Source organism: Polaromonas eurypsychrophila, from assembly GCF_014641715.1.
GTDB lineage: Bacteria > Pseudomonadota > Gammaproteobacteria > Burkholderiales > Burkholderiaceae_C > Polaromonas > Polaromonas eurypsychrophila.
This window is the reverse complement of the sequence record NZ_BMIG01000003.1, coordinates 325972-340051: the sequence shown is the minus strand read 5'-3', so window position 1 is coordinate 340051 and position 14080 is coordinate 325972. Positions and strand designations below refer to the sequence as shown.

At 63.2% G+C, this 14080-nt stretch carries 14 protein-coding genes; 5 read left to right on the top strand and 9 right to left on the bottom strand.

From position 1 onward, the window contains the following. The first annotated feature begins 154 nt into the window (after positions 1–154). Positions 155–1387: a tyrosine--tRNA ligase gene (gene tyrS, locus IEX16_RS06560; RefSeq protein ID WP_188707541.1), complete on the top strand. Its 1233-nt coding sequence runs from the start codon at positions 155–157 to the stop codon at positions 1385–1387. 131 nt (positions 1388–1518) lie between these two features. Here the strand turns inward: tyrS and IEX16_RS06555 are convergent, their stop codons facing one another. The 4 genes from IEX16_RS06555 to IEX16_RS06540 form a co-directional block, all read right to left on the bottom strand. Then, positions 1519–2241, bottom strand: coding sequence for an ankyrin repeat domain-containing protein (locus IEX16_RS06555; RefSeq protein ID WP_188707540.1), 723 nt, complete (start codon positions 2239–2241; stop codon positions 1519–1521). 28 nt (positions 2242–2269) lie between these two features. Further along, complete coding sequence (locus tag IEX16_RS06550) at positions 2270–2761, bottom strand: GlcG/HbpS family heme-binding protein (protein WP_188707539.1); 492 nt, start codon at positions 2759–2761, stop codon at positions 2270–2272. A gap of 180 nt (positions 2762–2941) precedes the next feature. Next, positions 2942–3586, bottom strand: coding sequence for a response regulator transcription factor (locus IEX16_RS06545; protein WP_188707538.1), 645 nt, complete (start codon positions 3584–3586; stop codon positions 2942–2944). Then, positions 3583–5058 (bottom strand): sensor histidine kinase, encoded by a 1476-nt coding sequence (locus tag IEX16_RS06540; protein WP_188707537.1) that lies wholly within the window; start codon positions 5056–5058, stop codon positions 3583–3585. The genes IEX16_RS06545 and IEX16_RS06540 overlap by 4 nt, the downstream gene beginning before the upstream one ends. A 170-nt stretch (positions 5059–5228) precedes the next feature. On the opposite strand from IEX16_RS06540, the gene dtd reads away from it, so the two are divergent. Next, entirely contained in the window at positions 5229–5675 is a 447-nt protein-coding gene (dtd, locus tag IEX16_RS06535) for a D-aminoacyl-tRNA deacylase (RefSeq protein ID WP_373288294.1), read from the top strand. Between the two features lie 257 nt (positions 5676–5932). Here the strand turns inward: dtd and IEX16_RS06530 are convergent, their stop codons facing one another. Further along, the gene (locus tag IEX16_RS06530) at positions 5933–6622 is read right to left on the bottom strand and encodes a glutathione S-transferase family protein (protein WP_188707535.1); all 690 of its coding nucleotides are present in this window, start codon (positions 6620–6622) and stop codon (positions 5933–5935) included. A 96-nt stretch (positions 6623–6718) separates the two neighbouring features. Next, a complete protein-coding gene (locus tag IEX16_RS06525; protein ID WP_188707534.1) occupies positions 6719–7708 on the bottom strand; it encodes a complex I NDUFA9 subunit family protein in 990 nt (329 codons plus the stop codon). Between the two features lie 237 nt (positions 7709–7945). Here IEX16_RS06525 and IEX16_RS06520 point away from each other — a divergent pair, with 237 nt between their 5' ends. After that, on the top strand, positions 7946–8389 hold the full coding sequence (locus IEX16_RS06520) for a hemerythrin domain-containing protein (protein WP_188707533.1): 444 nt from the start codon (positions 7946–7948) through the stop codon (positions 8387–8389). On the opposite strand, the gene IEX16_RS06515 is transcribed toward IEX16_RS06520, so the two are convergent. Together IEX16_RS06515 and IEX16_RS06510 are read right to left on the bottom strand one after the other, a co-directional pair. After that, positions 8390–8932: an MgtC/SapB family protein gene (locus IEX16_RS06515; RefSeq protein ID WP_188707532.1), complete on the bottom strand. Its 543-nt coding sequence runs from the start codon at positions 8930–8932 to the stop codon at positions 8390–8392. Positions 8933–9114: 182 nt separating this feature from the next. Next, the gene (locus tag IEX16_RS06510) at positions 9115–11142 is read right to left on the bottom strand and encodes a lytic transglycosylase domain-containing protein (RefSeq protein ID WP_188707531.1); all 2028 of its coding nucleotides are present in this window, start codon (positions 11140–11142) and stop codon (positions 9115–9117) included. Positions 11143–11151: 9 nt separating this feature from the next. Between IEX16_RS06510 and IEX16_RS06505 the strand changes: the two genes are divergently transcribed. Next, the gene (locus IEX16_RS06505; RefSeq protein WP_188707530.1) at positions 11152–11790 is read left to right on the top strand and encodes a 5-formyltetrahydrofolate cyclo-ligase; all 639 of its coding nucleotides are present in this window, start codon (positions 11152–11154) and stop codon (positions 11788–11790) included. 559 nt (positions 11791–12349) lie between these two features. On the opposite strand, the gene IEX16_RS06500 is transcribed toward IEX16_RS06505, so the two are convergent. Next, a complete protein-coding gene (locus IEX16_RS06500) occupies positions 12350–13336 on the bottom strand; it encodes a LysR substrate-binding domain-containing protein (protein ID WP_188707529.1) in 987 nt (328 codons plus the stop codon). 119 nt (positions 13337–13455) lie between these two features. Between IEX16_RS06500 and IEX16_RS19945 the strand changes: the two genes are divergently transcribed. Next, positions 13456–14064 (top strand): DUF2917 domain-containing protein, encoded by a 609-nt coding sequence (locus tag IEX16_RS19945; RefSeq protein WP_229676212.1) that lies wholly within the window; start codon positions 13456–13458, stop codon positions 14062–14064. Positions 14065–14080 lie beyond the last annotated feature (16 nt).

Below are 14080 nucleotides of genomic sequence, written 5' to 3'. Positions count from 1 at the left end.
ACGGATGAAGGTGTTGTGCCGCCGGAAAACCTCTTGGACGGGCGACAACTTAGAATTGGTTTGCAATTTATGGGCCAGATGGCCCCTGGCGCCAAACAATGGCAGAAACGCGAGTATATATGTCGGACAACTGCCCGACATGTGAAAAACCCTTATGAATCAAGAGCTTGTTACAAATTTCCCGGTGACGGATCGCGTCAAAGAGGCGCTCGCTGTGACGCTGCGGGGTTGCGAAGAGCTGATTCCGCAGGGCGAATGGCTGACAAAATTGGCACGTTCGGAGGCTACTGGCGTGCCGCTGCGCATCAAATTAGGGCTGGACCCCACGGCGCCTGACATTCATGTCGGCCATACAGTGGTGTTGAACAAACTGCGCCAGTTGCAGGATATCGGGCACACGGTGATCTTTTTGATCGGCGACTTCACCTCCCTGATTGGTGACCCCTCGGGCCGCAACACCACGCGCCCGCCGCTCACGCCCGAACAAATCAAGATCAACGCGCAAACCTATTACAAACAGGCTTCGCTGGTGCTGGACCCCGCCCGCACGGAAATTCGCTACAACAGCGAGTGGAGCGACCCGCTGGGCGCGCGCGGCATGATCGAGCTGGCCTCCAAGTACAACGTGGCCCGCATGATGGAACGCGACGATTTCAACAAGCGCTTCAAGGCCGGCCAGTCCATCAGCGTGCACGAGTTTTTGTACCCGCTGATGCAGGGTTACGACTCGGTGGCATTGAAGAGCGACTTGGAGCTGGGCGGCACCGACCAGAAATTCAACCTGTTGGTGGGTCGCCATCTGCAGGCCGAATACGGCCAGGAGCCGCAATGCATCTTGACCATGCCGCTGCTCGAAGGGCTGGACGGCGTGGAAAAAATGTCCAAGAGCAAAAACAACTACATCGGCATTTCAGAAGACGCCAACACCATGTTTGCCAAGGTGCTGTCAATCTCTGATGTATTGATGTGGAAGTGGTACACGCTGCTGAGCTTCCAAAGTGAAGCCGACATCGCCGCGCTTAAAAAGGAAGTCGAGGACGGCCGCAACCCCAAGGACGCCAAGGTGGCGCTGGCCAAGGAGATTACGGCACGTTTCCATTCTGCCGCCGCTGCTGACGCGGCTGAGCAGGACTTCATCAATCGCAGCAAAGGCGGTGTGCCCGATGAAATTCCCGAAGTTCGCCTTAGTGGGGCCCCGCTGGGCATAGGTGCATTGCTCAAGATGGCGGGATTGGCGAGTTCGAGCGGTGAGGGCAATCGCCTGATCGACGGTGGCGGTGTGCGGGTGGACTCCAATGTGGTCAGCGACAAGGCACTCAAACTTGGAGCGGGGACTTACGTGGTGCAGGTCGGGAAACGCAAATTTGCAAAGGTCGTCCTTGCCTGAGACGGCGCATGCAGCGCCGCTGATTCACCGCGGGCGCGATGTTCCGGAACGGGCGCTGGAAAAAGTGGCGGCTGTGTTTTGTTTGACCGTCGCCGCACGGTTTTCCCAGACACCGAGCGCGTTGTTCGCCTTTACCTGGCGCCCGCCTTTTCCAGCATCCTAATCATCTCTTCATAGCCGCGCGACCTCGCCAGTCGCAGGGGAGTGTTGCCCTGACGGTCGGTCAGTTGCAAGTTTGCACCCGCAGCAATCAGGGCTTGCAGGGTTTTCTGGTGCCTCAGCCCGCCTTCGCCGAGTACCACTGCTTCAATCGCGGCGGTCCAGTGCAGATTGTTCACATGGTCCAGTGGCGCGCCGGCGGCAATCAGCTGCCTGACGACGCCGTCGTGGCCGAGGTGCGCGGCAGCGATCAGCGCGGTGCCGTCGTAGCGGCTGGTGACCTGCCCGGCGCTGGCGCCCAGGGCCAGCAACACCCTCAAAGTCTCCTCATCATCGGCGACCGAGGCAATGGTCACAACGTCGTAGCGGTCTTTGTCCAGCAAATTAAGGCTGGCGCCAGCCTTCACCAGCGCGCCAATCGTGCTCCGCTGTTTCGCGAAAGTTGCCACATGTATCGGCGTGCGGCCGTTGCCATCGCGGACATTGAGATCAATTTTCGTGGCGATGAGTTCTTCAATCCGGGGCACATCGCCATAGTGGGCGGCGGCGTGCAGGCCTTTGTAGGCGGCCACTTCGACGGCATGCGGAGCCATCTGAGCGGCAGCAGGCAGGACCGCCATGGCACCGAGCCCGCAGGCTGCGGCCAGCGCCAGATATATCAGCGACGGGTACAGGCAAAAAGGGAAAGGTTTCATGGCGGGTTCTCCTGACGTTTTCCGGGGCTTACTTCAGTTGGTCCTTGACCTTGTCCAGAGCGGCCACGGCGCACGCTTCGTCAAGGTGGCCACCGGGCGCGCCGCCGACACCGACAGCGCCAATCGTTTCGTTGCCGACTTTGACCGGCACGCCGCCGCCCAGCAGCAAGAAGCCCGGAATGTCGGTCAGGTTCGCGGCAGCGGGGTTTTTCTGCGCAGCTTCCATCATGGCGAGTGTGCTGTTTTTGGCAGAAGCCGAGGTGAAAGCCTTTTGCAAGCTGGCGCTCAGCGTGTGTGGCCCGGCGTTGTCGGCACGCTGCACCGCACGCACGCTACCGGCACGGTCCACCACGGTGACGCCCACCGCATAACCGCTGATGGTGCAGGCCGCGACAGTCGCGCTGGCGATCTGGTTGGCCAGATCAAGAGACATATTTTTTTCAGTGCGCACGCTTTGCGCGGAAGCCGCAGCGGCGACGAGGGACAGGCAAAGGGCCGAAGCCTGAATGATGTGGCGCATGGTGGGTTCTCCTGGGTGTTGTAGCGGTTCAGTCAACCGTGGAAGAACTTTAAAAAAAAGCGGACCTGCCGGCCATGCGTAGCGCTACGCGCGCAGCTCCGTAGAACTACTGTCCCCGGGGCCGCCCGCCGGAGCCCAGCGAAGGCGGTTCCGTGGCATCGACCGATTTTCGGTGCGGACCTATCGACCGTCGGCTTCGTCCACCAGCGTCGCATATTGCCTGATCAGTTGCGCCAGCGACTCGGCTTCGAGCTTGGCGAACAGGTTGGCGCGGTGTGTTTCCACGGTGCGCGGTGAGACATCGAGCGCGCGACCAATTTCCTTGTTGGTCAGACCCGCGACGATGAGGCCCAGCACCTCGCGCTCGCGCGCAGACAGCTGTGTGTACCGCTCCTGCGCGTGCCGGTCGGCCTGGCTGCGCTCGCGGGACTTCACATGCTGGCGCACCGCGTTCTGCAGCGCTTCGAGCAAGGCCTCGTCATCTACCGGCTTCTCGAGAAATTCAGCGGCGCCCGCCTTGAAGGCACGGCGGCACATCTCAACTGTGCCGTGCCCGGTCAGCATGATCACCGGTTGGTCCACGCCCTGCGCCATCAGCGTGTCCAGCACGCTCAGGCCGCTGATGCCAGGCATGCGGACATCCAGAACAATGGCGCCTATGGTCTGGCGGTCAAATCCGGCCATAAAAACCTGCGGATCCGGCCAGGCCTGCACGCGCAAACCCACCGTGCTGATTAGCAGGGCCAGGCCGCTGCGCACCGCTTCGTCGTCGTCGATCAGGTGAATCAGGGGCGACAGGTAGGCGCCCGCGCCGACGGTTCTCATCGTTTGCCTTTGGGGGCTGACGGCGCCAGTGGCAGCGAGAGTCGGAATGCGGCTCCGCGCGGCGCGTGGTGCCCGGCTTTCAGGCTGCCGTCCATGCCGGCGGTCAGGGTCTCGCACAGACTCAAGCCCAGTCCCAGGCCATCCTCCCGAGTAGTGAAGAAGGGCTCGAAGATTCGCGCGAGCACTTCCTCAGTTATGCCGGGTCCGCTGTCTGTCACCGCCATTTCACCCCGTCCGGCGGCAGCCTCTACCGACACTGCCAACTGGCGTTCTTTGACGGGCACCTGTTCCAGCGCCTGCAGGGCATTCATCAGCAGGTTGTGGATGATTTGCTCCAGCGCCACGGGCTCAGCCATCACGGTGACGGACGCGGGCAGCGCATCCCAGAAGAGCAGCACCTCGCGGCGCCGAAATTCCGGCTCCAGCAGGTAAAGCGCACTTCGCACCGCCTGCTGCAGATCGACGGTCTGCAGTTGGGCTGCCAGGTCCGGCCGCTCCACTGCGCGTCGCAAGCGACTGACCACCGCCGAGGCGCGGCGTGCCTGTTCGACTGCCTGCGCCATGGCGCTGCGGATGGTCGGCATATCGGGGGGGACTTCATCGAGCAGGCGCGTAGAAGCCTGGGTGTTGGCCAGCAAGGCGGTCAGTGGCTGGTTCAATTCATGCGCCATGCCGGCGGCCAGTTCACCCAGTGTATTGAGCCGCGCAACCTGGCCCAGCCGCAGCAGCTCTTCTGCGCGCTGTCTGGCGACGCGCTGCCGCAACAGCGCCAGCCAGCCGGCCAGCGCGGCTGCAACCAGCGCGGCCCAACCCAGCATCCAGGACCAGGGCAGTTCGCCCCATCCGATCTGGCGCTGCGCGACAACATCAAAAGGTTGGCTCTCCGCCGCCAGGTTTTTGTGAAAATCGAAACGCCAGCCGCCCTGGCCCAAGCGGCCAGGCTGGAGCACCCAGTCCTGACCTTCGTGCTCAAGCAGCACACGCACCGCACTGGTATCGGGCGCCATCGGCCATTCGCTCCACGGCACGACGGCGCGCAAATCCATTTGCAATGCATAACTGGTTGGCTCGGACGCCAGCACCAGGTGGTAACGGCCTCGGGCGAAGTCGACGGCGGCCAGCGCCGGACGGCGCAGGGCGCGGGACAGGGCTTCTGCCACGCGCAGGCGTTCATCCGGCCAGGATGAGCCGCTGTCGCGCCTTTGCACGGAGAGGATTTGTGGGTAGAGGGCGCTGAGCCGCTGCTCGGGCTGGGAAGCAGGGGCTGCGGGTTGCAGCAGCGCCAGCGTGGCCATCACCGCATCGTGCTGCACCACGCGCTGGCTCAGCAGGCGGTGCACGATGCGTGCGTCGGTTTCAAATGCGTCGCGCTGGTGTGCCAGTTCCATGCGGGCCAGCATTACACAGCCCAGTGCCGTGATCAGCCCCCAGAGCAGGAGCCCGACCCAGCGGTGTTGTTGTGCTTTGCGCATCGCTGCATTTTTGCATAGCGTGCCATGCATCGGGGACAATGGCCTGATGAAGCTCCATACTGAAATCGCTGGCGCCCAGCGCCTGCTCCAGGCCTTGCGGGTCACCATTGCGCTGCTTCCGCCTGACATGGAAGCGCATCTGACGATGAGAGGAGTTTGATGTGATCAGCATGATCCAGCGGGTAAGCCAGGCCCGTGTGCTGGTCGGCGGCGAAGTGATCGGTGAGATCGGTATAGGCTTGCTGGTGCTGCTGTGCGCCGAGCGCGGCGACAGCGAGGTGCAATCCGACAAGTTGCTGGCAAAAATTCTCAAGCTGCGCATCTTCGCCGATGACGGCGGAAAAATGAACCGCAGCGTGCAGGACGTGGCCGGCGGCCTGCTCATCGTCAGCCAGTTCACGCTCGCCGCCGACGTGTCGGGCGGCAACCGGCCCAGCTTTACCGGCGCCGCAGCGCCGGACGAGGGCAGGCGGCTTTACGACTATTTTGTGGCGCAGGCGCGGGCTTTGCATCCCGTCGTCGGGACGGGGCAGTTTGCTGCGGACATGCAGGTGCATCTGGTCAATGACGGGCCAGTGACGATTCCGCTGCGCATTGATCCGCTATCAATTCAGTAGCTGTTTGCGCATACGGGATAAGGGCTGGCGCCGTATTTGATGTTTGATGTCGGCCCACTCCCTGCGTGCTCACGCGGGGATGGCTGACGGGCATAGGAGCCTGGGCGGCAGAAGGAACGTCGGCTGCAAAGCGGCTGCGACGGTCCATTTTTCACCGGCTTTTTGCCCCATAGCTACGGCTATGGCGCTGCAAACCCGGCAAAAACTGTCCTCGCCGGGGCTACTTTTCGCTTCGACGCCTTCTGCCGCCCAGACTCCTACCGTGCCACCCGGTAAGGCTCATCCGCCACCACAAAGTCTTTCTCGGCCAGGGCCTCGTCCATCCAGGCCTTCACGCCGGGCAGGGCGCAAACGCGGCCGATGTAGTCGGTGATGGGGGCTGGCACTGGCAGGCCGTAATTTTTCAGGCGCATGCAGACAGGGGCGAAATAGGCGTCGGCGATCGAGAACCCGCCGAACAGCAGCGGCCCCTTGTGCTGCGCCAGAAGTTCAGTCCACATCGTCACGATGCGCTGCACGTCGCTGCGTACCGCCGGCTGGTCGCGCCACACAATGGTGCCGGTTTGGGACAGGTCCGCTTCGATATTCATCGGGCAAGCGCTGCGCAGCGCGCCGAAGCCCGAGTGCATTTCGGCGCAGACGCTGCGGGCGCGGGCGCGCGCCTGCACATCCTGCGGCCAGAGCTGTTTGGCCGGAAATTTCTCGGCCACGTATTCCGCGATGGCCAGCGTGTCCCAGACCGCAAAACCGTCGTCCACCAGCACCGGCACCCGGCCCCCCGGACTGACTGCCAGCACCGCCTGCTTGAAGCTCGAGGTGGCGGTGAAGGGGTCGGCACCGAAACGCACCATGACTTCCTCGAACGGGATACCTGCCTGCTTGAGAAGCACCCAAGGGCGCATGGACCAGGACGAATAATTCTTGTTGGCGATGTAGAGCTTGAGCACGGGGCCTCCCTTGAAAATGACCGCTTATGCTACTGCGCACTTGCCATCCCATTGATGCGAAAAGGCGCGCCTATTGATGCATGCCCACGCAGTCGTCTAGAACCTTCCCGCGGTCTTGCGTTTGGCCACCAGGTTGCTGCGCAGGCCCCAGCCGCCGGCGTTGGGCCCGAGGTAGCTGGGCGCAATTGCTTCGAGTGCCGCAGGCTTGATGCCCAGCGCCTCCAGGCCCGGCAGGTTGCCGCTGGCGATGTTGGGCACGCTCATCGAATCGAGGTTGTCGCGGCTCATCAGCGGCTCGCCGGGTGCCAGCGCCATCAGGTGGGCCTGCAGCCGGCCCAGCGCCGCGGGTAAAGCCAGCACGAAGCGGCCGCGGCCCTGGTTGATGCCGCTGAAACGTCCCGCCAGCTCGACCAGTTGCTTCAGCGTGAAAACGTCCGGGCCGCAGGCTTCGAAGGTCTGGCCGGCGGTAGCGTGCAGGTGCGCGTCCTGCAGGCAGTGCACGATGGCGCTGGCCACGTCTTCCACCCACACCGGCTGGAACAGCGCGTGGCTGCCGGCCAGCGGGATCACCGGGAAAATCTTCTGCAGTTGGGCAAAGGTATTGAGGAATTTGTCGCCATTGCCGAACATCACGCTGGGCCGCAGCAGGGTCAGAGCCAGCTCCGCATGGTGTAGCACGACCTCGCCCTGGCCCTTGCTGCGCAAATACATCGACGGCGCGGCGTCCGGGTTGCGCGCGTCGGCGCCCAGCGCGCTGACGTGGACCAGGCGTGTCACGCCGGTGGCCGCGCAGGCGCGGGCGATCTTCCGCGGCAGTTCCACATGCGCGCGTTCAAAAGACGGCTGTGTGCCATGCAGGATGGCCACCAGATTGACCACCGCATCGTGGCCGGCCACCAGCCGCGTCAGCGCGGCTTCGTCATGCACATTGGCCTGAACGACGTCGAGCGAGGGCAGCATCTGGATGTCACGGGCGCGGCCTTGCTGGCGCGTCGGCACCGTCATGCGCCATTGCAGTTGCGTGAGTTTTTCGCAGACGTGGCGGCCCACGAATCCAGTGCCGCCGAGAATCAGTATTTTTTTCATAGTCCCTTATTAAACGCTTTCATGTTCCAGGATGCGGAAAATCCGCGGATTTATCTCAATATCGGCTTGCAGTCCATAAACGAGAAGCGTGTATCGCTCCTAAAATTATCGCGCCCAACGCGTGAACAAATGCTCCCTGACGCCCTCGGAAATCTCCCCGGTGTAGGCAGCCACCGCAACAAATCTGGGCATGCCGGCCTACAGGCTTCAGGCGGCCTGCTGGCCATAATCAAGCGCATGAATATTTTTGAAGCCCTTCGCACCAGTCACGAAACCCAGCGCGGCCTGGCCGACGCCCTGATCAAGACCTCCGGTGACAGCAAAGACCGCGACGTATTGTTCAAGGAGCTAAGAACAGAACTTGCTGCCCATGCCGCTGCCGAAGAGCGTTTCTTCTACGTGCCGCTGATTGCGCACGACATGACGCAGGAGCCTTCGCGCCACGGCATTGCCGAGCACCACGAAATGGATGAGCTGGTGGAAAAGCTTGAAAAGACGGATGCCAGCTCACCAGCCTGGATTGCGGTGGCCAAAGAGTTGCACCACAAAATCTTCCACCACCTGAAAGACGAAGAGCAGGGCATTTTCCAGCTGGCCGGAAAGGTCCTGACCGAAGCCGAGAAGCTGTCGCTGGCCAAGGACTACGAGGGCGAGTTTGTCTCGCAGCGCCTGAAAGACTGATCAGTCTTCCGTCTGGATGCGTTGGCGGGGCGGGTCTTCGTCGGTGTTCAGCGGTCGCGGTTTGTCGATCAGCTTGACCAGCACTGGCACGACGGCCAGCACCATCAGTGCCAGAACCGTCGCCAGCACCGCTGTCAGTTCACGGCCCAGACCTGCGGCCACTCCGATAGCAGCGGTCAGCCAAAGACCGGCTGCCGTCGTCAGGCCTTTCACCTCGCCGGCCTTGTCTCCCTTGAGGATGGTGCCCGCACACAAAAAACCGACGCCTGCCGTTAGGCCCTGAATCACGCGGCTCAGGTCGTCCTTTTCCATGCCGAGTTGCTGTGACACCAGCACAAACAGCGCCGCGCCCATGGCCACGAGCATGTGGGTTCGCACGCCGGCCGCCTGCCCCTTGTGTTCACGCTCCCACCCGAGCAGGCCGCCCAGCAGGGCCGCCATCACCAGACGCAACACCACGCGGGTGGTCTGCATCACGTCGTTCAGGTCAGAAAATTCGGAGGCAATGGTGCCGGCAATCTGTTGCCACCAGCTGGGATTCATTCGTGTCTCCTGCGCATGGGAAAGCGTTTAATTTGGTCTGCACGTGTCGTTCGGTGAATAGCGCAAACCTGCAAAGGCCGGGTTTTCCGGGCGATCGTCCTCACGTTTGAAGTGTTTTTGACCTCCGGCCCATGGCAGGTGGTCGTCGTTAGCTATCAAATCAGGAGCGTCCCGGCTGCAACTCAGGGCATCTTTTCGTCCGGCGGAGGTGCCGATGCTTCGCGAGGCCCGACTGTGCCCAGCCGCGCCTTCAGCGACTGCGGCTGGCCGCTGAGCAGGGCAGCGTAGTTGGTGGTGTTGGACAGCACTTTCTTGACGTAGTCGCGGGTCTCGCTGAAGGGCACGTTTTCGGCCCAGATCGCAGCTTCAATCACCGGCCCGTTGCGCCAGCTGCGCGGCCGACCGGGTCCGGCGTTGTAGGCAGCGGCAGCCAGCGGCATGGACCCGCCGAAGTCGTCGAGTGCACGCTTGAGGTAGGCCGTACCGATGATGATGTTGGTGTCGCGGTCGTTGATCTGGTCGGAAGAGAAACCTGTCATGCCGATGTGGCGTGCGGTTTCGCGCGCGGTGGCCGGCATCACCTGCATCAGGCCCGAGGCACCGACGCCGGAGCGCGCGTCCATGATGAAACGCGATTCCTGCCGGATCAACCCATACACATAGGCTGGGTCCAGGCCAATGCCCTGGCTGCGCTGGGTCACAGCGTCGCGAAACGGCATGGGGAAGCGCTGCTCGACGTCGAAGGCAGTCGGCGTACGTTCGCTGGTGTTGATGCAGCGGTCCCAGATGGAGCGGTTGCAGGCAAACTGGGCGGCTGCCAGCAGCTCGCGCTCGTTCATGCCGCCGCGGGTGTGCAGGTTGGTGCTGTAGTTCCACTCGCGCACGCCTTCGCTGCGCAGGCCGATGGCAATCGCGTAGGCACCGCGGTTCAGGCCAGGGTTCAGGCGCGCTGCTTCTTTTTCCTCGGCAGTCGGCGCGGGCGGTCTGGCCGGCAGGGTGATCTTCTGACCCAGCTCTTCGAGCGCGAGTTGCTCGTAAAAGCCGCGCACCGAGGCAATCGACTGCAGCAGGGCCAGCGCCTCTGCGCGTTGTGGCGACACCGCCGCGCTGGCAGCAGCGGCCGGGGCATTGCCCAGCAGCGCGCGTGCCTTCCAGTAAACCCAGACCGGCTCCTTGCGCGCGCCTTCACTCATGGCGTTGATGCCGGCCAGCACCAGCGGCCAGCGCGGCGTGCTGCCGGCGCGCAGTGAGGCGCGCACCTTCCAGCCCAGCATGTCGTCGCTGAGGTCGGTGTCTTTGGTGACCCTGGCGAAATAGCCGACCGAGTCCGTGCTGGCCAGCCGCGTCGCCGCCTGCCGGCCAATGGCGCCCCAGACCCAGTTGCGTTCCTCGTCGCTGAGCTGCGAGCCCCACTTGTCCTCCATGAAGCGCGCTGCGCCCTCGGCATCGGTGCTGGCCAGCTTGACCAGTGCCAGCACAATGATTTCCTTGCGAACCTTGCTGATGGCAATCACCTTGGTGCTCAGGAAGCGCGCCGGGCTGGCAGTGAGTTCGATCACCAGGCTCACAGCTTGTGGCGCGATGATCTCGATCGCATCACGCGCAGCACGCGGCCGGTTCGCTTCTGTCGCGAGCCTGGCCTTGATCCAGGCGTCTTGTGTTGTCAGGTTCCGGTTGCCGATCAGGCGTGAAGCGGCAGCGGTGCAGCCGTCGCTGGCCTCCCGCTGGGCAAACCAGTTCCGGCGGACCTCGTCGGCCAGCTGTGCATCGGCGCCAGGGTTTTTCAGGTGTTCGATCAGCAGTGCATAACAGCGCACATCGCGGTCGTCGCCCATGCGGTAGTTCGGGTATTCAGCGGCAAAGGCAGACCAGTCGCGGCGCTGGCCCAGCAGCAGCAGCCAGTCGTTGCGCAGGCGGTCTTCCTGGTAACTGCCGGCGTAACGCGCCATGACGTCCTGCACCTCCTGCGCGCTGGCTTCACCGAGCCGGGCCCTGATCTCCCAGTAGGCCGCCCACGGCTCCAGCGCATGGCCGCGCGCCTGCGGCAGCAGGGCGGACAGGCGGTTTTTGTCACCGCGTTTGGAGGCCTGGTTCATCTCCACCAGCACTTCGTCGGCGCGCGAAGCGTTGTTTTGCGCCCATGTGGGCTGGAGGATCAAAAAGGACAAGAGGCCCGAAATCAGGGCGGTGACAACAAATTTGGATAGCATCGGTTCATTATGGACAAATTAACTGCGCGAAAAGCGTTGATCGAACAACGCCTGAACCTGCCCGACCGTCTACAGCGCGCCGACCTGTTACAGCGGGTCATGCGGATCTGGCTGGTGGGGCGCGAAGATGCGGTAATCGGCGCCTACTGGCCGATCAAGGGGGAGTTCGATCCGCTGCCCGCGCTGTACCGCTGGCAGGAAGACGCGATTTTAAGCCAGGAATCTGAATCCAATCAGGCCCCAGCCCATGAGGGACGGGCGGAAGCAGCTACAGAAAACATAGCAAACCGCTCGCCCCGCAAAATCGGCCTGCCGGTGGTCAACAAGCTGCACAAGACCCTGACCTTCCACGCCTGGTATCCCGGCTGTCCGATGGAAGAAGATGCCTATGGCATTCCCAAACCCAAGGACACCGAGATCATCGTGCCGACCCTCCTGTTTGTGCCCTGCGTCGGTTACGGGCCGGGCGGTTTTCGGCTCGGCTACGGCGGCGGCTTTTACGACCGCACGCTGGCGACGCTACAGCCCAAACCCTTCACCGTCGGCCTTGGCTACAGCCACGGCTGGCTTCCGGATCTGGAACCCGAGCCGCACGATGTGGCGCTGGATGCCATCCTCAATGACAACGGGGTGGTTTGGCCGGTGTGAGTTTGGTTATGGCTTGTCATCCCGGACTGGATCCGGAATCCATGTTCGCAGACCCCGATCGTCCGGTCTGAGCCTGTTGAGGCCTTTGCAAGCCTGTGCTTCGGTGGATCTTCCAGCAAGCCGGGGGTTGCCCGGCGGCAACTTACTTTCTTTTTTGCGTCGCCAAAAAGAAAGTGAGCAAAGAAAAAAGCGACCCGATGGTCTGGGTCCCTCCGCTTCGCTGCGGGCAGCCTGCGGTGCTCGACGAAAACGGGGTCTCGCTCGAACTCGCTTCGCTCAGACAATCGCTCGCCCTGATCCGTTTTCGCCTGCGCTCCTCGGCCCAGCCCGACGGGTGGGGAAACCAATACCGGACACAAAATCCGGAGACCAATGCGCGCGAAGCGCGCATTGGTCGGGATTCCCCACAGACGGTCATGTTTGCATGCGAGCGCAGCGCACGCGGCCACATGAAGTTCCCCTCCATCGCCCAGCGGGGCGAGGGAGGGGTTAGGGGTGGGAGTGGGGAGGCAGACCTGCTGTCGGACGCAAGCTGCAGCGGCAACGGAAGTGCCTGAGATCAATCAATGTCATCCACCGTGTCCGGATCCGGTACATCGCCAATTGCCTGGCGCGTGAGTGCGCCCTGCACCAGCAGCCAGTCGCAAAAGGCCTTGACCTCCGGCCGCGCCGCACTGCGCGGGCCGACGACGAGCCAGTAGGCCATGGGGGAGTCGAGCCGCAGATGCGGCAGCGGCTCGATCAGGTCGCCAGAGGCCAGGCTTTCGGCGATCAGTGGCAGGCGCGCAAGCACGATGCCCTGGCCGGTCAATGCCGCCTGCACCATCTGGTAGGCGTAGTTGAAATAGAGCCAGCGTTTGCCTTCCAGCTTGGGCGTGCCGTTGACTTCCAGCCAGCGCCGCCAGGTCAGCCATTCCATGTGGGTGGCGTGCGAATCGCCGGCCTCGATCAATGCGAAATTGGCGAGGTCTTCGGGCTTTTTCAGACGCGGGCTGCTTTTGAGCAGCCAGGGACTGGCGACCGGCGTGAGCTGTTCGCCAAACAGCCGGATCGCGCCGGAAGACGCCATGCGGCTGGCCGGACCGTAGCGCAGCGCCATGTCCAGATCCGAGGTGTCCAGGTCGATCGCGGAGTCCGACGCATCAATGCGGATGTCCATGTCGGGGTTGTCCCGCTGGAAGGCTTCCAGCCGCGGGATCAGCCACATCGACGCGAAGGAGGCGAAGGTGGTGAGCGCCACACTTTTGCGGCCCGCACTCTGGCGAATCTGCCGCACCGCGCCGTCGATGCGCTCAAGCGAAGGTGTCACGGCGCGCAGCAAAATGCCGCCGGCCCCGGTGAGTTCGACCGACCGGGTATGGCGGTGAAACAGGCTCAGGCCCACCTCTTCTTCCAGCGCCTGAATCTGCCGGCTCACGGCGGACTGGGTCAGCGCGAGTTCCTCCGAGGCGGCACGAAAGTTCAGGTGTCGGGCCACCGCTTCAAAGGCGCGCAACTGCCCGGCAGAGATCGGCCGGGAGCGCAAATGGGTCTGTGAATGCTGCATGGCGGGTTTTTCGATTCATGCGTTTATGGAATGAATAGCGTAACCCGAAATCATTGGACTGCCAAGCACCGCGCGAGGATCATTCACTTGCCCTTACTGGCTTTTGTTGGAGAAATGCAATGACCACCTCGACCCACTTTCCTCTGCAATCATGGAGCGGCGCTGATGCGTTATCGGGCTGCTGGAAGCTGGACGGCGGGCGAGCGCTGACCTTGCGGCCGACCCAGGCCGGCGTGCTGCGTATTGCCCACGGTCAGGTCTGGATCACCTTCAACAACGCGCATCAGGACGACGGTGTGCGCGGCGGCGATCATTTTTTGGGCGCGGGCGAAGAACTCAGGCTGCTGCCGGGCCAGGTGCTGGTGATGGAGTCCTGGCATGCGGCCAACGCATCGCCCGCTTATTTCAGGTGGGATCCCTTGCCTGCCGCAGCGGGGGTGGCACTGGCCAGCCCGTTCCGGCATGCACTGGCGCAGCGGGCGGTCAGCCTGCCCTGGCGTGCCGGTGTGGCTCAACCGCTGCGCGATTTGCGCGGCGCTTTGGGGTTGGCCGCCGCCGCCTCAGGCCGGCTCGCCTTTGGCTTGACCGGTGTGTTTGGTGCCGCCTTGCTGGTGCTGTTGCCGCGTTTTGTCGTGGAGTTCGCCACCGGCCGCGTCCGCACAGCCTTGGCCGAGCGCGCCTTCAAGGCGCAGGCCAGCGAAAGCCGGGCCCACTGCGCCATCAGTTGAACGGACTCCATCGCGT

Bases quoted from the DNA above. Each gene is read 5' to 3' on its own strand.
- IEX16_RS19945 (WP_229676212.1), top strand. From the start codon at position 13,456: ATGACCACCTCGACCCACTTTCCTCTGCAATCATGGAGCGGCGCTGAT.
- IEX16_RS06515 (WP_188707532.1), bottom strand. From the start codon at position 8,932: ATGAATCCCAGCTGGTGGCAACAGATTGCCGGCACCATTGCCTCCGAA.
- tyrS (WP_188707541.1), top strand. From the start codon at position 155: ATGAATCAAGAGCTTGTTACAAATTTCCCGGTGACGGATCGCGTCAAA.
- IEX16_RS06555 (WP_188707540.1), bottom strand. From the start codon at position 2,241: ATGAAACCTTTCCCTTTTTGCCTGTACCCGTCGCTGATATATCTGGCG.
- dtd (WP_373288294.1), top strand. From the start codon at position 5,229: ATGATCCAGCGGGTAAGCCAGGCCCGTGTGCTGGTCGGCGGCGAAGTG.
- IEX16_RS06525 (WP_188707534.1), bottom strand. From the start codon at position 7,708: ATGAAAAAAATACTGATTCTCGGCGGCACTGGATTCGTGGGCCGCCAC.
- IEX16_RS06545 (WP_188707538.1), bottom strand. From the start codon at position 3,586: ATGAGAACCGTCGGCGCGGGCGCCTACCTGTCGCCCCTGATTCACCTG.
- IEX16_RS06500 (WP_188707529.1), bottom strand. From the start codon at position 13,336: ATGCAGCATTCACAGACCCATTTGCGCTCCCGGCCGATCTCTGCCGGG.
- IEX16_RS06520 (WP_188707533.1), top strand. From the start codon at position 7,946: ATGAATATTTTTGAAGCCCTTCGCACCAGTCACGAAACCCAGCGCGGC.
- IEX16_RS06505 (WP_188707530.1), top strand. From the start codon at position 11,152: ATGGACAAATTAACTGCGCGAAAAGCGTTGATCGAACAACGCCTGAAC.
- IEX16_RS06540 (WP_188707537.1), bottom strand. From the start codon at position 5,058: ATGCGCAAAGCACAACAACACCGCTGGGTCGGGCTCCTGCTCTGGGGG.
- IEX16_RS06550 (WP_188707539.1), bottom strand. From the start codon at position 2,761: ATGCGCCACATCATTCAGGCTTCGGCCCTTTGCCTGTCCCTCGTCGCC.
- IEX16_RS06510 (WP_188707531.1), bottom strand. From the start codon at position 11,142: ATGCTATCCAAATTTGTTGTCACCGCCCTGATTTCGGGCCTCTTGTCC.